19 protein-coding genes are annotated in these 18,001 nt (G+C 68.1%); 15 read left to right on the top strand and 4 right to left on the bottom strand.

From position 1 onward, the window contains the following. Nucleotides 1-10: 10 nt before the first annotated feature. From radC to K3A85_RS12530, 9 genes are all read left to right on the top strand, one after another. Entirely contained in the window at nt 11-754 is a 744-nt protein-coding gene (radC, locus tag K3A85_RS12570; RefSeq protein WP_225206873.1) for a RadC family protein, read from the top strand. 73 nt (nt 755-827) lie between these two features. Next, a complete protein-coding gene (locus tag K3A85_RS12565) occupies nt 828-1,700 on the top strand; it encodes a carotenoid biosynthesis protein (RefSeq protein ID WP_225206872.1) in 873 nt (290 codons plus the stop codon). A 19-nt stretch (nt 1,701-1,719) separates the two neighbouring features. Next, nucleotides 1,720-2,442, top strand: a complete 723-nt coding sequence (locus tag K3A85_RS12560; RefSeq protein ID WP_225206871.1) for an NRDE family protein — start codon at nt 1,720-1,722, stop codon at nt 2,440-2,442. 132 nt (nt 2,443-2,574) lie between these two features. Next, nucleotides 2,575-3,888 (top strand): adenylosuccinate lyase, encoded by a 1,314-nt coding sequence (gene purB / locus K3A85_RS12555; protein ID WP_225206870.1) that lies wholly within the window; start codon nt 2,575-2,577, stop codon nt 3,886-3,888. 82 nt (nt 3,889-3,970) lie between these two features. Beyond that, on the top strand, nt 3,971-4,276 hold the full coding sequence (locus K3A85_RS12550; protein ID WP_225206869.1) for a DUF1049 domain-containing protein: 306 nt from the start codon (nt 3,971-3,973) through the stop codon (nt 4,274-4,276). Then, on the top strand, nt 4,273-4,947 hold the full coding sequence (pyrF, locus tag K3A85_RS12545) for an orotidine-5'-phosphate decarboxylase (RefSeq protein WP_225206868.1): 675 nt from the start codon (nt 4,273-4,275) through the stop codon (nt 4,945-4,947). Before K3A85_RS12550 ends, pyrF begins: the two co-directional genes overlap by 4 nt. Nucleotides 4,948-4,951: 4 nt before the next feature. Beyond that, nucleotides 4,952-5,455, top strand: coding sequence for a GNAT family N-acetyltransferase (locus K3A85_RS12540; RefSeq protein ID WP_225206867.1), 504 nt, complete (start codon nt 4,952-4,954; stop codon nt 5,453-5,455). Between the two features lie 67 nt (nt 5,456-5,522). Next, the gene (locus tag K3A85_RS12535; protein WP_225206866.1) at nt 5,523-6,284 is read left to right on the top strand and encodes an SIMPL domain-containing protein; all 762 of its coding nucleotides are present in this window, start codon (nt 5,523-5,525) and stop codon (nt 6,282-6,284) included. Nucleotides 6,285-6,335: 51 nt separating this feature from the next. Then, nucleotides 6,336-6,995, top strand: a complete 660-nt coding sequence (locus tag K3A85_RS12530) for a phosphoribosylanthranilate isomerase (RefSeq protein ID WP_225206865.1) — start codon at nt 6,336-6,338, stop codon at nt 6,993-6,995. A gap of 75 nt (nt 6,996-7,070) precedes the next feature. Here the strand turns inward: K3A85_RS12530 and K3A85_RS12525 are convergent, their stop codons facing one another. After that, nucleotides 7,071-7,529 carry an outer membrane protein gene (locus K3A85_RS12525; RefSeq protein ID WP_225206864.1) on the bottom strand — a complete coding sequence of 153 codons (459 nt, stop codon included), beginning with the start codon at nt 7,527-7,529 and terminating at the stop codon, nt 7,071-7,073. A gap of 361 nt (nt 7,530-7,890) precedes the next feature. On the opposite strand from K3A85_RS12525, the gene trpB reads away from it, so the two are divergent. The 5 genes from trpB to K3A85_RS12500 all read left to right on the top strand — a co-directional run bounded on the left by trpB (nt 7,891) and on the right by K3A85_RS12500 (nt 12,600). After that, complete coding sequence (gene trpB / locus K3A85_RS12520; protein WP_225206863.1) at nt 7,891-9,105, top strand: tryptophan synthase subunit beta; 1,215 nt, start codon at nt 7,891-7,893, stop codon at nt 9,103-9,105. Nucleotides 9,106-9,166: 61 nt separating this feature from the next. Then, nucleotides 9,167-9,397: a hypothetical protein gene (locus tag K3A85_RS12515; RefSeq protein WP_225206862.1), complete on the top strand. Its 231-nt coding sequence runs from the start codon at nt 9,167-9,169 to the stop codon at nt 9,395-9,397. A gap of 109 nt (nt 9,398-9,506) precedes the next feature. After that, nucleotides 9,507-10,310: a tryptophan synthase subunit alpha gene (gene trpA / locus K3A85_RS12510; RefSeq protein WP_225206861.1), complete on the top strand. Its 804-nt coding sequence runs from the start codon at nt 9,507-9,509 to the stop codon at nt 10,308-10,310. Next, entirely contained in the window at nt 10,307-11,155 is an 849-nt protein-coding gene (gene accD / locus K3A85_RS12505; protein ID WP_225206860.1) for an acetyl-CoA carboxylase, carboxyltransferase subunit beta, read from the top strand. Before trpA ends, accD begins: the two co-directional genes overlap by 4 nt. 137 nt (nt 11,156-11,292) lie before the next feature. Next, complete coding sequence (locus K3A85_RS12500) at nt 11,293-12,600, top strand: bifunctional folylpolyglutamate synthase/dihydrofolate synthase (RefSeq protein WP_225206859.1); 1,308 nt, start codon at nt 11,293-11,295, stop codon at nt 12,598-12,600. Nucleotides 12,601-12,817: 217 nt separating this feature from the next. Here K3A85_RS12500 and K3A85_RS12495 read toward each other — a convergent pair whose 3' ends face one another. Together K3A85_RS12495 and K3A85_RS12490 are read right to left on the bottom strand one after the other, a co-directional pair. Next, nucleotides 12,818-13,330, bottom strand: coding sequence for a hypothetical protein (locus tag K3A85_RS12495; protein WP_225206858.1), 513 nt, complete (start codon nt 13,328-13,330; stop codon nt 12,818-12,820). Between the two features lie 61 nt (nt 13,331-13,391). After that, the gene (locus K3A85_RS12490) at nt 13,392-15,089 is read right to left on the bottom strand and encodes an AmpG family muropeptide MFS transporter (protein ID WP_225206857.1); all 1,698 of its coding nucleotides are present in this window, start codon (nt 15,087-15,089) and stop codon (nt 13,392-13,394) included. A gap of 100 nt (nt 15,090-15,189) precedes the next feature. On the opposite strand from K3A85_RS12490, the gene K3A85_RS12485 reads away from it, so the two are divergent. Then, nucleotides 15,190-16,332, top strand: a complete 1,143-nt coding sequence (locus tag K3A85_RS12485; RefSeq protein WP_225206856.1) for an aromatic ring-hydroxylating oxygenase subunit alpha — start codon at nt 15,190-15,192, stop codon at nt 16,330-16,332. Between the two features lie 18 nt (nt 16,333-16,350). Here K3A85_RS12485 and K3A85_RS12480 read toward each other — a convergent pair whose 3' ends face one another. Then, nucleotides 16,351-17,982 (bottom strand): CTP synthase, encoded by a 1,632-nt coding sequence (locus K3A85_RS12480; RefSeq protein ID WP_225206855.1) that lies wholly within the window; start codon nt 17,980-17,982, stop codon nt 16,351-16,353. Nucleotides 17,983-18,001: the final 19 nt, after the last annotated feature.

Below are 18,001 nucleotides of genomic sequence, written 5' to 3'. Positions count from 1 at the left end.
AGGCGGATCGATGCCCGACGAACCCCGACTCTTTCCTGAACGGGAGTCCGACCGGCGCGGAAAAGATCGCGTGCGCGAAGCGGGACACGATCCCTCGGGCCACCGCGCCCGGCTGCGCCAGCGCCTGCTCGATGGCGGCGACGATGCCCTCGCCGATCACGAACTGATCGAATACCTGCTGATGACCGCGATCCCGCAGAAGGACGTGAAGCCGCAGGCGCGCCTGCTGCTCCAGCGCTTCGGCTCGCTCGCCGGGGTGTTCAACGCCGACTGGCGCGCGCTGGTCGAAACCCCCGGCGTGAAGGAAACCGCTGCCGCCGCGCTCAGGATCGTCGGCGTCGCCGCGCGCCGCCTCGCCCGCACCGGGGTGCAGCAATTGCCCGTTCTCGGCAGCTGGCAGGCGCTGATCGACTACCTCACGATCGACATGGCACACCTGACGCACGAGCGCGTGCGCGTGCTCTACCTCAACACCCAGAACCGCCTGATCCTCGACGAGAAGGTCGCCGATGGCGATATCGACGAAGCCGCGATCCACCCGCGCCGCGTGATCCACAAGGCGATGGACATCGGCGCCGCCGCGCTGATCCTCGTCCACAACCACCCCTCGGGCTCCCCCCAGCCGAGCCGCGCCGACATCCAGATCACGCAGAAGATCATCGAGGCCGGCCGCCTGCTCGGCGTCATGGTCCACGACCACGTGATCATCGGGCGCGAAGGCCACGTCTCGCTGAAGGCGCAGGGGCTGATCTGAACGCGCTGTAGACAAGCGCCCCCTCGCCGCGCCATGACCCCCGGCAAACAAGACACACTTGGGGGACGACGCGATGACACGGCTCGACGACGGCAGGCGGACACACGGTCCAGGCCGCAGCGGCCCGCTCGCGATCGTCCTCGCCGGCGCCTGGCTGCTCGCGCTCGCCGCCGAAAAGCTTGCGGGACTGCCCGGGCTTTCGCTGCTGGTGCTGATCGCCCTCGTGCTCGCCCACGGCGGCGCCACGCTCGGCGCGCGCGGCATGGCGCTGTTCGTGGTCCTTGCCGTGCTGGTCTCTTTCCTGCTCGAGGCGCTGAGCATCGCCACCGGCTTTCCGTTCGGCTTCTATGTCCACCACGCGGCGATGCCCAAGCCGCTGGGCGTGCCGCTGATCGTGCCGCCGACCTACGCCGCCTACGGCTACCTCGGCTGGCGAATCGCCTGCACGTTGCTCCACTGCGAGGAGGCGGGGCCATCGGCGCAGCGCCTGCTCGGCGCGCCGCTGCTCGCCGGGCTGATCGTTCCGGGCATCGACCTTGCCGGCGATGCGCTCGGCTCGACCGTCGCTGGCACCTGGACCTACGCGCACCCGTCGGGCTTCTTCGGCGTGCCGCTCAGCAATTTCCTCGGCTGGATCGTCACCTCGTGGGCGATGATCCAGGCCTATGCCCTTGCCGAAGCGCTGTTCGACCGGCGGATGCGCCATGCCGCGATGCCGCTGCGCCTGCGCATCCTGCCACCGCTCGTCTGGCTGGTCAGCGCGGTCCAGTTCGTGCCCGACCTGATGCGTGCCGGCGCCGCGACAGCCACCGTGGCAGGGCGCACCTTCCTCGTTTCCGACATCGTCGAGAGCGGCGTGATCGTCGGCCTCCTCGCCATGGCGCCGCCCGCGCTCGCCGCGCTGCTCGTCGTGCTCGGCAGCATCGGCGCCCCGGCGCGGCGCTGATCGCGACGGGACCGGTCCGATGTGCGTCGCCGCCCTCGCCTGGGACGCGCACCCGCGCTGGCGGCTGGTCGTCATCGGCAACCGCGACGAATTCCACGACCGCGCCGCAGCGCCGCTGGCGCGCTGGGACGACGGCACCATCGCCGGGCGCGACCTCCTCGCGGGCGGCACCTGGCTCGGCGCGAATGCCGCCGGACGACTGGCGCTGGTCACCAACTACCGCGTCGAGGGCTATCCGCGCCCCGGTGCCCCCTCGCGCGGCAGCCTCGTCACCGACTGGCTCGCGGGCCGCGCGCCGGGCGACATCGCGGCGATGAACCCGTTTCACCTGATCGAGGCGTCGCCCGAGGGCGCCTGGCACCGCAGCAACTACCCCGCGCCCGTCCGCACCGCGCTCGCCTCCGGCATCCACGGCCTGTCGAACGGCGGCTTCGACGACCGCTGGGCCAAGACGTTGCGGCTCGAGGCGGTGCTGGCCGACTGGCTGGCGAGCGGAAGCGACGCGATCGCGCCGCTCCTCGCCGCGCTCCGCGACGAAACGCCGCTCCCGCCCCCGCCGAGCGGCGCGGGTCCCCTGCCCGGCTTTTCGCCCGTGTTCATCGCCAATCCGGTCTACGGCACGCGCTGTTCGAGCGTGTTCCTGCTCGATCGCGAGGGCGCCGGCACCGCATTCGAGCGCAGCTTCGATGCCGGCGGAGCGGCGACGGGCGAGGTCGAGATCCGCTTCCGGGCGCAAAAATAACTGACGCGTCAGTTATTATCCACGCGATCTTTCATGACTGACGCGTCAGTTATCTTCCGGAGACAGCCCGCGCTTGCATCCGCGCGCCCCCTTCCCTAGCGGCGCGGGCACACGATCAATCGGAGTCGAACCATGGTCCCCCGCTACGCCCGCCCCGCGATGACCGCCATCTGGGAGCCCGAAGCCCGCTATCGCATCTGGTTCGAGATCGAGGCCCACGCCACCGAAAAGCTCGGGGAACTCGGCGTCGTCCCGCCCTCGGGCGCCAAGGCGCTGAGGGACTGGTGGGCGACCAACCCCGCCATCGACGTCGCCGCGATCGATGCGATCGAGGCGGTGACCAAGCACGACGTGATCGCCTTCCTCGACTGGGTCGCTCAGCAGGTCGGCCCCGAAGCGCGCTTCATGCACCAGGGCATGACCAGCTCCGACGTGCTCGACACCACCCTCGCCGTCCAGCTCGCCCGCGCCGCCGACCTTCTGCTCGAGGACATCGACGCCCTGCTCGCCGCGATCAAGCGCCGCGCGCTGGAGCACAAGTACACGCCCACCATCGGCCGCAGCCACGGCATCCACGCCGAACCGACCACCTTCGGCAAGAAGCTCGCCGAAGCCTACGCCGAATTCGTCCGCTGCCGCACGCGCCTCGAACATGCCCGGGCCGAAATCGCCACCTGCGCCATCTCGGGCGCGGTCGGCACTTTCGCCAATATCGACCCTTCGGTCGAGGAATACGTTGCGGAAAAGCTGGGCCTCGCGGTCGAGCCGGTCAGCACGCAGGTCATCCCGCGCGACCGCCACGCGATGTTCTTTGCAACGCTCGGCGTGATCGCCAGCTCGATCGAGCGCCTCGCCGTCGAGATCCGCCACCTCCAGCGCACCGAAGTGCTCGAGGCCGAGGAATACTTCTCGCCCGGGCAAAAGGGCTCGTCGGCGATGCCGCACAAGCGCAACCCGGTGCTGACCGAGAACCTCACCGGCCTTGCCCGCATGGTCCGCTCGGCCGTCACCCCGGCGCTCGAGAACGTGGCGCTGTGGCACGAGCGCGACATCTCGCACTCCTCGGTCGAACGCTTCATCGGCCCCGACGCGACGATCACGCTCGACTTCGCGCTCGCCCGCCTCACCTCGGTGGTCGACAAGCTCGTCGTCTACCCCGAGCGGATGGAAAAGAACCTCAACAAGATGGGCGGCCTCGTCCACTCGCAGCGCGTCCTGCTCGCGCTGACCCAGGCCGGGCTCGAGCGCGACGCCTCGTACCGCCTCGTCCAGCGCAACGCGATGAAGGTGTGGGAATCGGACGGCCAGCTCTCGCTGCTCGAACTGCTCAAGGCCGATCCCGAAGTCGCGGCGGTCCTGACCGCCGAACAGATCGAGGAAAAGTTCAACCTCGACTATCACTTCAAGGCGATCGACACGATCTTCGCGCGCGTTTTCGGAGAATAGGCGCATCTTTCGCTCCGGACTCGCCTTCCGCGCCGATGCGACATAAGGTCGTGACGGCCGGAGGGGGTCCGGAAGGGGAAGCATGAAGGTCCTGCGCAGCATCATCTGGGTTCTCGCGATCGCGGTGCTCGTCGCCTTCACCGTCGCCAACTGGGTGCCGGTCGAAGTCCGCATCTGGCAGGGGCTGGTGCTCGATACCAAGCTGCCCGCGCTGGTGATCTTCGCCTTCCTCGCGGGGCTGGTGCCGACCTGGCTGGTCTATCGCGCCACCCGCTGGCGGCTCGCGAAGCGCATCGCCACGCTCGAGGCGAACCTTTCAGCCCCGACCGCATCCCTCAGTTCCACGCAGCTCGACCAGGCTGCCCAGCAATCGACAGAGACGCCGTGAGCAACCCGATCTACCTCGCCCTCGACCTGCCCCGCCTCGACGCCGCCGTCGCGCTCGCCCAGAAGGTGCGCGGCCATGTCGGCGGATTGAAGCTCGGGCTCGAATTCTTCTGCGCCCACGGCCACCACGGCGTCCACGAAGTCGCCAAGGTCGGCCTGCCGATCTTCCTCGATCTCAAGCTGCACGACATCCCCAACACCGTCGCCGCGGCCATGCAGTCGATCCATGTGCTCCAGCCCGCGATCGTCACCATCCACGCCGCCGGCGGGCGCGCGATGATGGAGGACGCCAAGGCCGCCGCGGGCGAGAGCTGCAAGGTCGTCGCGGTCACGGTGCTGACCAGCCTCGACGACGGCGACCTCGCCGCGGTCGGCGTGGGCAGCAACGCCCACGACCAGGCGCTGCGCCTTGCCGATCTCGCGCAGGAAGCCGGGCTCGACGGCATCGTCTGCTCGGGTCACGAGGTGGGCGCGATCCACAAGCGCTGGAAGAACGGCTTCTTCGTCGTGCCCGGTCTGCGCCCGGCCGACGCCGCGCTCGGCGACCAGAAGCGCGCTGTCACCCCGCGCGCCGCGCGCGACGGCGGCGCCAGCGTGCTCGTCATCGGCCGCCCGATCAGCCGCGCCGAAGATCCGGTCGCCGCCGCCCGCGCGATCGAAGCCACGCTCTGACGCCGTGACCACGATCCGGCTCGCCACTGCGGCGGACGTGCCTGCGCTGCGCCTGCTGGTCGAGCGCGCCTATCGCGGCGACAGCGCGCGCGGCGGCTGGACCCACGAGGCCGACCTGCTCGACGACGAGCGCACCGACGAGGAAGAGCTGGCGGCAACGCTCGCCGACCCTGCCTGCCACATCCTCGTCGCCGAAGACGAAGGCCGCCTTACCGGCACGGTCACGATCACCCGCAAGAGCGATGCCCGCGCCTACCTCGGCATGCTCTGCGTCGATCCCGCGCTGCAGGCAGCAGGGCTCGGGCGACGGCTGATCGCCGCGGCCGAAGCGCAGGCGGTGCGCGACTTCGGCGCTGCGTTCATGGAAATGACCGTCATCGACAAGCGCCCGGAACTGATCGCGTGGTACGAACGGCGCGGCTATGCCCGCACCGGCGAGACGCGGCCCTTCCCCATGCCGGGCGAGTTTCCCTTCGCCATGGTGGTGCTGGAACGTCCGCTCGCCTGAACGGTTCATCGCCGCGCAACTTCGTCTCGTCCACACTATGCAGGACCAAGACAGGGAGACCGACCCGATGAACCGCCTGATCCTCGCCGCCTCGCTCGCCGCGCTGCCGCTCTGCGCCGTGCCGGTCGCCGCCAATGCCCAGCAACTGTCCGCCGCCCCCGTGGTCGCTCCGGGCAACAGCGTGCTGACCGTCTCGGCCGATGGCCGCTCGAGCCGCACGCCCGACCTTGCGACCTTCAACGCCGGCGTCACCACCCAGGCCCAGACCGCCAGCGCCGCGCTTGCCGAAAACGCCGCCAAGATGAACGCGGTCATCGCCGCGCTCAAGAAGACCGGCATCGCCGATCGCGACATCCAGACCAGCAACCTGTCGGTCAATCCGGTCTATGGCCAGCCGCGCCGTCTCGCCGATGGCACCACCGAGGGCGACCCGGTGATCGTCGCCTACCAGGCGACCAACCAGGTCCAGGTGCGCCAGCGCAAGCTCGACCAGTACGGCAAGGTGATCGACACCCTCGTCAACGCCGGCGCCAACCAGGTCAATGGCCCCAGCTTCGAGCTGGAGGACAGCGACGCGGCGATGGACGAAGCGCGGATCGAGGCGATGAAGAAGGTCCGCGCCCGGGCCGACCTCTATGCGCGGGCGGCTGGCCTGCGCGTCGTGCGCGTGCTGACGATCAGCGAGAGCGGCGGCTGGAGCCCGCCCCAGCCGATCCTGTTCGCCCGCGCCGAGAAGATGATGGCCGCCGCCCCGCCGCCGAGCCCGGTCGCCGCCGGCGAGCTCGAGATGCGCGCCAACGTCACCGTCACCTACGAACTCGCCCCCTGACCGGCCGGGCCGATTGACCTCGTGCGCGCCGCCGTCCTATCGGCTGCGCGCATGAGCACGCCTGCACGCCCCTCTGCCCAAATGAAGATCTGCGGAGTCAACACCCCGGCGGCGCTCGACGCCGCCGTGCGCCACCGCGCCGACTACCTCGGCTTCGTGTTCTTCGCCAGGAGCCCGCGCAACCTTGCCCTGCGCGATGCTGCCGCGCTCGGCGCGCGCCTCGCCGGCCGCGCCAGGGCGGTCGGGCTGTTCGTCGACGCCGACGACGCCACCATCGCCGAAGCCGTCGCCGCCGCGCGCCTCGATGCCGTCCAGTTGCACGGCGCGGAAAGCCCCGAGCGCGTCGCCGCCTTGCGCGCGCGGCTCGGCCTGCCGGTGTGGAAGGCGATTTCGGTTGCGGCCCGTGCCGACATCGAGGGCGCCGCGCGCTATGCCGGGGCCGCCGATCTCGTATTGTTCGACGCGAAGGCGCCTAAGGGCGCGGACCTGCCCGGCGGGCTCGGCCTCGTCTTCGACTGGAGCCTGCTGGCCGGCTACCGCGCCCCCTTCGCCTGGGGCCTTGCCGGCGGCCTGTCGCCGGACAACGTCGCGCACGCGATCCGCGAGACCGGCGCGCCGCTGGTCGATGTCTCCTCGGGCGTGGAAAGCGCGCCGGGAGTCAAGGACGAGAGCCGCATCGCCGCCTTCGCCGCAGCGGTTCGCAGCGCCTGACCGCACAAGAAAAAGGGCGGCCTCCCGCAGGAGACCGCCCATCGATCCTGACGGAGCGGCGCGAAGCCGCCCGGATCAGAACTTGGTGCCGAGGCCCACGGCCACCGCGTCGAAGTCGGGCAGGCCGTCCTTGACGAAGAAGTGGCGGTATTCGACCTTGCCGTAGAGGTTGCCGAACGCGTGCTGGTAACCGGCGCCGAGCGTCCAGGTGCCGTCGCAGAACTCGCAGTTCTTGGTGTTGTAGCCACCGACCACATACAGCTTGCCGTTGTCGCCGAGCTTGGCGCCGCCGCGGCCGTTGAAGCCGAAGGTCACGCGGGTGCCATCGGTGAGGATCTTGTCGGCCGAGACTTCGGCGCCGACGAACGCGGCCGAGCCGAGGTCGTAGTCGTAACCGGCGGCGATGCCGGCGATCGCTTCGCTGTCACCCTGGCTCCACACGACGCCGCCGCGCGCTTCGACGCGGGCTTCGTTGGCAAGCGCGGGGGTGGCGGCGGCAAGCGATGCCGCAGCTGCGAGAAGGATCGTACGCATAATGTAAACTCCTGAAACACAAGCCCCTTCTTGCTTGGGGGCGAGGCGTGAGCTAGGAGCGGCGAGACGAGGGAGCAACCCTCGCATTGCAAAGAAACTGCAATAAAACTGCGGTTGTGCTATAAATACAACAGCAGGTTTCGACAGTAACTGCCAGTATTTAGCAGTAATCGCCCAGACACGCAGAAAGACGGCCCCGTTGCCGGAACCGCCTTCCACGACGTAACGCCGCCTCCCTAGCCACGCCGCATTGCAGCAAGATGAACGAACCTGAATGGTTTGAAATTTGCGCCGGCCCCTCGCCGTGCCCCCGAGGGCTGCAAACTGGACATTCGCAGCCCACTCTGCCAACGCCCGAGCCATGACCCAGACGATGCCCAACAGCTTCCGCACCCTGCCCGACGAGCGCGGCCACTTCGGCCAGTTCGGTGGCCGCTACGTCGCGGAAACGCTGATGCCGCTGATCCTCGATCTCGAGGCGGAGTACCGCACGGCCAAGGCCGATCCCGCCTTCCACGCCGAGTTCGACGACCTGCTCGAGCATTATGTCGGCCGCCCGAGTCCGCTCTATTTCGCGCCGCGCCTCACCGCCGAACTGGGCGGCGCGCAGATCTGGTTCAAGCGCGACGAGCTGAACCACACCGGCGCGCACAAGATCAACAATTGCGTCGGCCAGATCCTGCTCGCCATGCGCATGGGCAAGACGCGCATCATCGCCGAAACCGGCGCCGGCCAGCACGGCGTCGCCACCGCCACGGTCTGTGCGCGCTTCGGCCTGCCCTGCACCATCTTCATGGGCGCGACCGACGTCGCCCGCCAGCAGCCCAACGTGTTCCGCATGAAGCTGCTGGGCGCCGAAGTCGTGCCGGTCACGGCGGGCGCCGGCACGCTCAAGGACGCGATGAACGAGGCGCTGCGTGATTGGGTCGCGAACGTCCACAACACGTTCTACATCATCGGCACCGCCGCCGGCCCGCACCCCTATCCCGAGCTGGTCCGCGATTTCCAGAGCGTGATCGGGCGCGAAGCGCGCGAACAGCTGCTTTCCCGCACCGGCCGCCTGCCCGACCTGCTGGTCGCCGCGATCGGCGGCGGCAGCAACGCCATCGGCCTGTTCCACCCCTTCTTGGACGACAGCAGCGTCAAGATGCTCGGCGTTGAAGCCGCGGGCCACGGTCTCGACAAGGAACACGCCGCGTCGCTCGCCGGTGGCCGTCCCGGCATCCTCCACGGCAACAAGACCTACCTGCTGCAGGACGAGGACGGCCAGATCACCGAAGGCCATTCGATCTCGGCCGGGCTCGACTACCCCGGTATCGGGCCGGAGCACGCCTGGCTCAAGGAAGTGGGCCGCGTCGATTACACCTCGGTCACCGACAAGGAAGCCTTGGACGCCTTCCAGCTGCTCTGCCGCACCGAAGGCATCATCCCCGCGCTCGAACCCAGCCACGCCATCGCCGCCGTGGCCAAGGTCGCGCCGACGCTGCCCAAGGACACCATCATCCTCGCCAACCTTTGCGGCCGCGGCGACAAGGACATCTTCTCGGTGGCCGAGCATCTGGGGGTGAAGATCTAGGGCGCCAAAGCGGCGCGATTTGCGCGTGCCTAGCTCGGCGCTTTCCCGTAAGAATGCCCCCGTGAACGCCTACAATCCCCTTGCTGCGGCCCAGCCCCTCGAAGCGGCAGGATTGCCGCGCAAGCAGGCCGAGGCTATTGCTGGCGAAATCACCGACGGGACGAACGGACTCGTGACCCAGGAACAACTCGTTGCGGCGCTCGACAAGCAGACGATCAAGATCGGCATCATGATGTCGGCGATCATCGCGCTGGCCTGCTCGATCATGGGCGTCCTCATTTCGCTCAAGTAGGCGAAAGCGTCAGCAGGGCCGCAGAATTCCAGCCGATCTATTTGCGGCGCGCTGCGAAAGCTGTATCGGCCTGCCATTGCGCCCATGCTCGCCGGACAAGACAGCAAGAATGACCAACCGCCTCTCCTCCGCCTTCGCCAAGGGCCATCCCGCCCTCGTCTGCTTCGTCACTGCTGGTGACCCGACGCCAGACGCTACGCCCGCGATCCTCGACGCGCTGGTCGAAGGCGGCGCCGACGTGATCGAACTGGGCATGCCCTTCACCGATCCGATGGCCGACGGTCCGGCGATCCAGCTCGCCAACCTGCGCAGCCTCGGCGCGGGCACCACGACCGCCGACATCCTGCGGATCGCGACCGACTTCCGCGCCCGCCATCCCGACGTGCCGCTGGTGCTGATGGGCTATGCCAACCCGATGACCATCCGCGGACCCGAATGGTTCGCAGACGCCTGCGCCAAGGCCGGCGTCGATGGCGTGATCTGCGTCGACATCCCGCCCGAGGAAGATCCCGAGCTCGGCCCCGCGCTGCGCGCCAAGGGCATTGCGCCGATCCGCCTCGCCACGCCGACCACCGACGACGCCCGCCTGCCTGCCGTGCTCGAAGGCTCGTCGGGCTTTCTCTACTACGTCTCCGTCGCGGGCATCACCGGCAAGCAGTCCGCCGCGCTCGATTCCATCGAGCAGGCGATGCAGCGGCTGAAGGCTCACGCCGAAATTCCCGTCGCGGTCGGCTTCGGCGTGCGCACGCCGGAACAGGCCGGCCCGATCGCCCGCGTCGCCGATGGCGTCGTCGTCGGCTCGGCCCTCGTTGATCTGATCGCCGAACACGGCGCCAACGCCGCCGAACCTGTGCGCAAGCTCGTTTCCGCGCTTGCCCAGGCCGTGCATTCGGCGCGAAAGGAAATGGCATGAGCTGGCTAACCCGCGTCCGCAACGCGCTTCCCTTCACGCCCAAGCGCGACACCCCCGACAACCTGTGGATCAAGTGCCCTTCGTGCAGCGAGATGCTGTTTACCAAGGAATACGAAGACAACCTCTCGGTCTGCCCGCGCTGCGAGCATCACGGCCGCATCGGCGCCGACGCGCGCCTTGCGCAATTGCTCGATCCCGGCTTCGAGCTGCTGCCCGCGCCCAAGGTCAAGGAAGACCCGCTCAAGTTCCGCGACAGCAAGAAGTACACCGACCGCCTGAAGGCCGCCAAGGCCGCCAACCCGCATCCTGATGCGATGACCAACGCCTTCGGCACGATCGAAGGGCACAAGGCCGTGGTCGGCGTGCAGGACTTCGCCTTCATGGGCGGCTCGATGGGCATGGCCGTGGGCAACGCCTTCCTCGCCGGCATCGATCGCGCGGTGAAGGAAAAGTGCCCCTATGTCGCGGTCACCGCTGCCGGCGGCGCGCGCATGCAGGAAGGTATCCTCAGCCTGATGCAGATGCCGCGCACCACCGTCGGCATCGCCAAGCTGCACGCGGCAGGCCAGCCCTATATCGTGATTCTGACCGATCCCACCACCGGCGGCGTCACCGCCAGCTACGCCATGCTCGGCGACGTCCAGATCGCCGAACCCGGCGCGCTCATCGGCTTTGCCGGCCAGCGCGTGATCCAGGACACCATCCGCGAAAAGCTGCCCGAAGGCTTCCAGCGCGCCGAGTACCTCCACGATCACGGCATGCTCGACATGGTCGTGCACCGCCACGCGCTCAAGGAAACACTCGCCAGGACGATCGGCTATCTGACGGCGGCCAAGGCGGCATGAGCCCCTCCACCGTCCTGCGGACGGTCCCCCTCCCCGTTTGGGCTTCGCCAAAACAGGGAGGATCCAGAAAGGTCCTCCCCATTTTTGCAGGGCACAAATGGGGAGGTGGCAGCGCGAAGCGCTGACGGAGGGGTAGATTGCGCGATTTCGCCATTTCCGATGACCTGGCGGTCCAGGCCCAGCTCGACCGCCTCGGCGCGCTCTCGCTGCCGACCGGGCGCCTCGGGCTCGACACGTCGCGCGCCCTGCTCGCCCGCGTCGGCAATCCGCAGGATGCGCTGCCGCCGGTGTTCCACGTCGCCGGCACCAACGGCAAAGGCTCGACTTGCGCCTACTTGCGCGCGATCCTCGAAGCGCAGGGGCTGAAGGTCCACGCCGCGACCAAGCCGCACCTCGTCCGCTACAACGAACGCATCCGCATCGCCGGACGCCTCGTCTCGGACGAACTGCTCGCCGAACTCCTCAAGGAAGTTCTCGACGCGGGCGAGGACCTCGCGCCCTCGTTCTTCGAGGTCACCACCGTCGCCACCTTCCTCGCCTTCCATCGCGAACCCGCCGACGTCTGCGTGATCGAGACCGGGCTCGGCGGGCGGCTCGATGCCACCAATGTGCTCAGGACCGCCGCCGCCTGCGGCATCGCGACGCTGGGCATGGACCACGAAGCCTTCCTCCTCGCGCCAGAGGACGGCGTCCCTACCGATCCGCTCGCCCGCATCGCGTTCGAAAAGGCGAGCATCGCCAAGGCGGGCGTGCCGCTGGTCACGCAAGCCTATCCCGCCAATGCCGCTGCCTCGGTGCTGGAAACCGCCGCGAAGCTCGGCGCGAGCGTGGTCATGCGCGGCCGCGACTGGGACGCGCGCGCCGACAGCGCGATCCACTACCGCGACGCGAACGGCGAACTGCTGCTCCCCCTCCCCGCCCTCGCCGGCGCGCACCAGGCCGACAACGCCGCGCTCGCCGTCGCCATGCTGCGCCACCAGAGCATGATCGAGGTCGGCCATGCCGCCATGGCCAAGGGCATCGTCGACGCCCGCTGGCCCGCCCGCCTGCAGCGTCTGGGCCACGGCCCGCTGACCGACATCGTCGCCGGCCGCACCGTCTGGCTCGATGGCGGCCACAACCCGGACGCGGGCGAAGCCATCGCCCGCCACCTCGCTGCGCAGCCGCCGGTGCACATCGTCATGGGCATGCTCAAGGCGAAAGACCCCGGCGCGCTGCTGCGCCCCCTGGGCAGCCACGCCCTGTCGCTCTCGATCGTCCCCGCCCCCGGCCACGACGCGCACAGCCCCGAAGACTTCGCCCCGTTCAGCGCGCTGCCGGTGCAGAGCTTCCCCGACGTCGCCTCCGCGCTGCGCGCCCTCCCGCCCGAGGGCGACGTTCTCATCGCCGGCTCGCTCTACCTCGCCGGTGAAGTGCTGCGCCTGAACGAGGAAGTGCCCGACTGACGGGGATCGCGCGGGCGAGGCTGCACAAGCAACACCACCCACGTCGCCCCGTGCTCGATACGGGGCTGGGCTTTTCTACCGACCTGCCGTTGGCATTTCACCCGGGTGGATGTTAGCCAAGCCCCGTGTCGAGCACGGGGCGACGGGAGTTTTTTGTTGCCCAGCGGGCGCGAAAACGGCGGGAAATGGGTGGGAAGCTGCCGTAGGCGGAACCGGGCTATTGTTGCTCAGTCCTCAGAGGTCCGGAATGAAACAATCGACGCCACCCTTTAGCCGCTACTATCTTGCCACCCAAGAACGTGAAGGTGACAGGAAAGGAGCTGTCACTATGCGTGTCGATAAACTCAACCTCAATCTGCTCTTCCCCGCATCGATCCTCCACTGGCGTCGGAATGCCATCCCACACCGCAAATCTATAAGTGTCAGCTTTCATCTCGCGTGCAAGCGCCATTGCTCCGGCCACTCCGCTGGCAAGAGGAAGCCCTACATCTCCGCTGCCAGATGAGAAAGAAGCTGTGGGATCAATTAAGCGTTTAAGTTCGGCCGTGAGCTTTCCATCAGATGCGGCCGCCAAATTGATCGCTTGGATAGCTCTTTGGCTCAATATGCTATGTAATTCCCCAACGTACTCGACGGGCGGTACATCACACACCGTACGCACAATATGAGTGCTCGACTGTTTCGAGGCAGTCGATGAGACGGCGAGGAGACCGAGAGCCAGCGCAATCATAAAAAGAAATATGCAATGATAAGCGAACTTCCGCAACCGAGCGCAAGTGGCTTCATGATCCCTATTCCCTTTCCGCCAGCCTCTCACGGCCCACCCGCACCCACTCCAGCAGCACCATCACCACCGCGACCAGCCCCGCCGCCGCCGTCCAGCGGAACACCGTCGCGTACCCGTAAACATCAAACGCCTCCCCCGCGATCCCGCGCCCCAGCGAGCCGATCAGGAAGGTCAGCGAGGACAGCAGCGCGTACTGCACCGCCGTGTAGCTCTTGCTGACGATGCCCGACATGTAGGCGACGAAGGCCGCGCCGGCGATGCCGGTCGAAACGTTCTCGAAGCTGATCGCCAGCAGCAGCCGCACCATCCGCGCGTCGAAGCCGAAAACGCCAAACAGCGCATTGAGGCCGGTGGCGTTGCCCACCACGTCGATGTGCCGCGCGCCTTCGGCAAGGTCGGCATAGACGAAGTTGCCCAGGATCGGCAGGATCGCGCCGATCAGGATCGTCGGCATCCGCCCCAGCGCGGTGAACAGGTAGCCGCCCAGGCTGATGCCGAGGATCGTCATGAAGATCCCGAACAGCTTCGAGGCGAAGGCGACCTCGTCCTTGGTGTACTTCAGGTGCTCGAGGTAGAACGGGAAGGCGAAGCTCGACCAGATGTTGTAGCACAGCGTGTAGGTCAGGATCATGCCGATCACGATCAGCACGCCCCAGCCAAGGCGCCCCGAAAGCTCTGCCAGCGGCGATACCAGCGCGACGTAGAGGTGGTTGGCCGCCGTGCGCAGCGGCGAAACGCGGGCGTCCGGGGCGGTCAGGACTGCGCGGCCATGCGCTTTCAGCCAGTTGGTCAGCGCGGCCACCACCAGCGGCACGACCACTGTCGCCACCACGATCCACGGGCCATAGCTGCGGGTGAAATCGCTCACCGAAGGGTGCGGGCTTGCGGGATCGGCCGGCGCCAGCATGCCGACCATGAAGTGCCCGATCGTCCCGATCGCCCAGGCCCAGCTGACGCCGACCACCGCCAGCGCGGCCCAGCGCGCGGAGGGCGCCAGTTCGCCCGGCTGCGCCAGCGCCGCATGAAGCGCGCCCTGTTCGGGGCGCGGCGTATCGGGCGCGCGCAGCGTCACCACCAGCATGATCGCCACGATCAGCCCCGCCATCGACAGGTAGACCAGCGGCCAGCTCATCCGTCCCGCCATCACCAGCGCCAGCGCGCCACCGACGATCGAGGCGATGCGATAGCCGAACTGGTAGATCGACGAGAGCAGCTCGACCGGCGTCGCCTCGTCCGCAACTTCGATCCGCCAGGCATCCACCGCCACGTCCTGCGTCGCCGAAGCGAAGGCGGCGAAGAACGCGAACAGCGCGAACGTGCCGATGGCGGTCGCCGGATTGGTCGCGGCGAGCCCGCCGAAGCCGAGCACCAGCACCATCTGGCACAGCAGGATCCAGCTCTTGCGCCGCCCCAGCCGGTCAAGCCCCGGCAGCGGCAGCCGGTCCACCAGCGGCGACCACAGGAACTTGAACGAATAGGACAGGCCGATCCAGCTCAGCACGCCGATCGTCGCCAGGTCGATCTTCTTCTCGCCCAGCCAGGCGTTGAGCGTGCCGATCAGCAGCGCATAGGGCAGGCCCGATGAGAACCCGAAGCCCAGCATCGTGGCCGACTTGCGCTGCGCGAGCGCGATCCGCAGCAGCTTCAACCCCTTGGGGCGTACAGGCTTTGCGCCGTCGTTGGTGGCGGCACTCGATGCCATGCGATCCGATGTCCCTTGTCCAATTGCCATAGGAGATTAGCGGCGTTTCGGGGTAAGGCTAGGCCGATAACGGCGAAAAGCCGGGCAGAAGGAGAGGACGATGAGCGAAACGCTCGACCTGCGGCCCACCGAAGGCCAGATCGCGCTCGCCCGGCGCATCGCTGCCGGCGTCGGAGAATCCGCCGGCGTCGTCACCCACGTGCCCGCCGCCGCCTATGTCGATCCGCAGCACTTCGCGCGGGAGAAGGCTGGCCTGTTCGACCGCCTGCCGCAAGTGCTGATCCCCTCGGCCCTGCTGCCAGAACGCAACATGGCTCTGCCGCACGACGCCACCGGCCGTCCGCTGCTCGTCACGCGCGATGGCGCAGGCCGTGCGCACGTGTTCCTCAACGTCTGCCGCCATCGCGGCACGCGCCTGGTCGAAGGCAGCGAGATCCAGTGCAGCGCGAGGCTGGTCTGCCCCTACCACGCCTGGACCTATTCGACCGACGGCCGCCTGCTCGCCCTGCCCCGCCCCGAAACCTTCCCCGGCTTCGACAAGGCCGCGCACGGGCTGGTCGAACTGCCAAGCCTGGAAGCAGGCGGCCTCATCTGGTTCGCGCCGGTCGAGGCTGACTTCGCCGACGCCGCCGCGATCAGCGCGGACTTCGGCGCGGTCGACCTTGGCGGCCACCACCTCTTCGCGCGCCGCACGCACGATGTGGCGGCGAACTGGAAGCTGATCATGGATGCCTTCCTCGAAAGCTACCACGTGCTGCGGCTCCACTCCGGCTCGATCGCGCCCTTCTTCAAGGATGGCGTCACCGCCGGGGACCGCATCGGCCCGCACCAGCGCTCGCTGGTCGGCCGCGCGGCGGAGATGGAGGGGCTCGACCTCGCCGACTGGCCCACGCTGCGCCGGCTCGGCACGTTCGCCTATCAGCTGTTCCCGGCGACGGTCGTTGTCGTGAGCCCCGACTACGTGAACCTGATGACGATCATGCCGCGCACTGTCGATCGCACGCTTGTCGAAGACTTCATGCTGATCCCCGAAGCGCCCGCAACCGACAAGGCGCGCGACCACTGGCAGCGCAGCTGGGAGCTGTTGGACGGCCGCGTGTTCGGTTCGGAAGACTTCCGCGCCGCCGAACTTGGCCAGCAAGGGCTGAGTTCGGGCGCGATCGCGGAGTTGACGCTCGGCACGCTCGAAACCGGCATCCGCCGCTTTCACGAGATCTGCGCCGAGATGATGGGCGGCGCCTGAAACGCCGCCCGATTAGCATCAGACCAGACGCGCCTGCTTCACCGCCGCTTCGATGAAGCCACGGAACAGCGGGTGGACGTCGAACGGGCGGCTCTTCAGCTCGGGGTGGAACTGCACGCCGATGAACCACGGATGGTCGGGCCGCTCAACGATTTCGGGCAGCAGGCCATCGGGCGACATGCCGGAAAAGACGAGGCCGCCCTTTTCCAAGGCCTCGCGATAGGCGACATTGACTTCATAGCGGTGGCGGTGGCGTTCGCTGATCTCGCTCGCGCCATAGACCTGCGCCACGTGGCTGTTGCCCGCCAGCGCCGCAGGATAGGCGCCAAGCCGCATGGTGCCGCCAAGATCGCCGCCGGCCTGCCGCGTCTCGAGGCCTTCGGCCGTCATCCATTCGGTGATGATGCCCACCACCGGCTCCTCGGTCGGGCCGAACTCGGTCGAACTTGCTGCCTTGATCCCGGCGGTGTTCCGCGCGCCTTCGATGCATGCCATCTGCATGCCGAGGCAGATGCCGAAGAACGGCACGCCGCGCTCGCGCGCGAAGCGCACGCTCGCGATCTTGCCTTCCGATCCGCGCTCGCCGAAGCCGCCGGGCACGAGGATGCCGTGCATCGGCTCGAGCTGCGCGGCGATCTCGGCGTCTTCCTTCTCGAACAGCTCGGCGTCGATCCAGCGGACGTTGACCTTGACGCGGTTGGCCATGCCGCCGTGGACCAGCGCTTCGTTGAGCGACTTGTACGCATCCTGCAGGCCGACGTACTTGCCGACCACGCCGATGGTCACTTCGCCTTCGGGGTTCTGGTGGCGGTCGACGATGTCGTGCCAGCGGGCAAGGTCGGGCTCGGGCGCGGTCAGGCCGAAGTGGCGCAGCACTTCGCTGTCGAGCCCTTCGGCATGGTACTGCAGCGGCACGGCATAGATGCTCTTGGCGTCGAGCGCGGGGATCACCGCCGATTTGCGCACGTTGCAGAACTGCGCGATCTTGGCGCGCTCGCCTTCGGGCAGCGGCTTTTCGCAGCGGCACAGCAGGATGTCGGGCTGGATGCCGAGCCCGGTCAGCTCGCGCACGCTGTGCTGCGTCGGCTTGGTCTTCAGCTCGCCCGCCGCCGCGATATAGGGCACCAGCGTCACGTGGACGAAGCAGGTCTGGTCGCGGTCGAGCTCGTTGTGCAGCTGGCGCAGCGCCTCGATGAACGGCAGGCCCTCGATGTCGCCCACGGTGCCGCCGATCTCGCACAGCACGAAGTCGAGGTCGTCGGTCTCGTCCTGCGCGAAGTCCTTGATCGCGTCGGTCACGTGCGGGATCACCTGCACGGTCGCGCCCAGGTAATCGCCACGGCGCTCCTTGGCGATGATGTCGCGATAGATGCGCCCGCTCGTGATGTTGTCCGCCTGCCGCGCCGAAACGCCGGTGAAGCGTTCGTAGTGGCCGAGGTCGAGGTCGGTCTCCGCCCCGTCGTCGGTCACGAACACCTCGCCGTGCTGATACGGGCTCATCGTGCCCGGATCGACGTTGAGATAGGGGTCGAACTTGCGGATTCGCACGCGATAGCCGCGCGCTTGCAGCAGCGCCGCGAGGCTCGCTGCCATGAGTCCCTTGCCGAGCGAGGAAACCACGCCGCCGGTGATGAAAATGTACCGCGCCATGGGAGTCGGGCCTTAGCGT

The sequence above is a fragment of the Novosphingobium huizhouense genome (genome assembly GCF_020179475.1).
Taxonomy (GTDB): domain Bacteria; phylum Pseudomonadota; class Alphaproteobacteria; order Sphingomonadales; family Sphingomonadaceae; genus Novosphingobium; species Novosphingobium huizhouense.
The sequence above is the reverse complement of the archived record's forward strand: the minus strand, read 5'-3'. Positions and strand labels throughout refer to the sequence as shown.

What these genes read in the sequence shown, in the direction of transcription:
- K3A85_RS12535 (WP_225206866.1), top strand. Translation starts at nt 5,523, where the DNA reads ATGAACCGCCTGATCCTCGCCGCCTCGCTCGCCGCGCTGCCGCTCTGC.
- accD (WP_225206860.1), top strand. Translation starts at nt 10,307, where the DNA reads ATGAGCTGGCTAACCCGCGTCCGCAACGCGCTTCCCTTCACGCCCAAG.
- K3A85_RS12490 (WP_225206857.1), bottom strand. Translation starts at nt 15,089, where the DNA reads ATGGCATCGAGTGCCGCCACCAACGACGGCGCAAAGCCTGTACGCCCC.
- K3A85_RS12495 (WP_225206858.1), bottom strand. Translation starts at nt 13,330, where the DNA reads ATGATTGCGCTGGCTCTCGGTCTCCTCGCCGTCTCATCGACTGCCTCG.
- purB (WP_225206870.1), top strand. Translation starts at nt 2,575, where the DNA reads ATGGTCCCCCGCTACGCCCGCCCCGCGATGACCGCCATCTGGGAGCCC.
- K3A85_RS12565 (WP_225206872.1), top strand. Translation starts at nt 828, where the DNA reads ATGACACGGCTCGACGACGGCAGGCGGACACACGGTCCAGGCCGCAGC.
- K3A85_RS12550 (WP_225206869.1), top strand. Translation starts at nt 3,971, where the DNA reads ATGAAGGTCCTGCGCAGCATCATCTGGGTTCTCGCGATCGCGGTGCTC.
- radC (WP_225206873.1), top strand. Translation starts at nt 11, where the DNA reads ATGCCCGACGAACCCCGACTCTTTCCTGAACGGGAGTCCGACCGGCGC.
- K3A85_RS12560 (WP_225206871.1), top strand. Translation starts at nt 1,720, where the DNA reads ATGTGCGTCGCCGCCCTCGCCTGGGACGCGCACCCGCGCTGGCGGCTG.
- K3A85_RS12480 (WP_225206855.1), bottom strand. Translation starts at nt 17,982, where the DNA reads ATGGCGCGGTACATTTTCATCACCGGCGGCGTGGTTTCCTCGCTCGGC.
- K3A85_RS12525 (WP_225206864.1), bottom strand. Translation starts at nt 7,529, where the DNA reads ATGCGTACGATCCTTCTCGCAGCTGCGGCATCGCTTGCCGCCGCCACC.
- trpA (WP_225206861.1), top strand. Translation starts at nt 9,507, where the DNA reads ATGACCAACCGCCTCTCCTCCGCCTTCGCCAAGGGCCATCCCGCCCTC.
- K3A85_RS12485 (WP_225206856.1), top strand. Translation starts at nt 15,190, where the DNA reads ATGAGCGAAACGCTCGACCTGCGGCCCACCGAAGGCCAGATCGCGCTC.
- trpB (WP_225206863.1), top strand. Translation starts at nt 7,891, where the DNA reads ATGACCCAGACGATGCCCAACAGCTTCCGCACCCTGCCCGACGAGCGC.
- K3A85_RS12530 (WP_225206865.1), top strand. Translation starts at nt 6,336, where the DNA reads ATGAGCACGCCTGCACGCCCCTCTGCCCAAATGAAGATCTGCGGAGTC.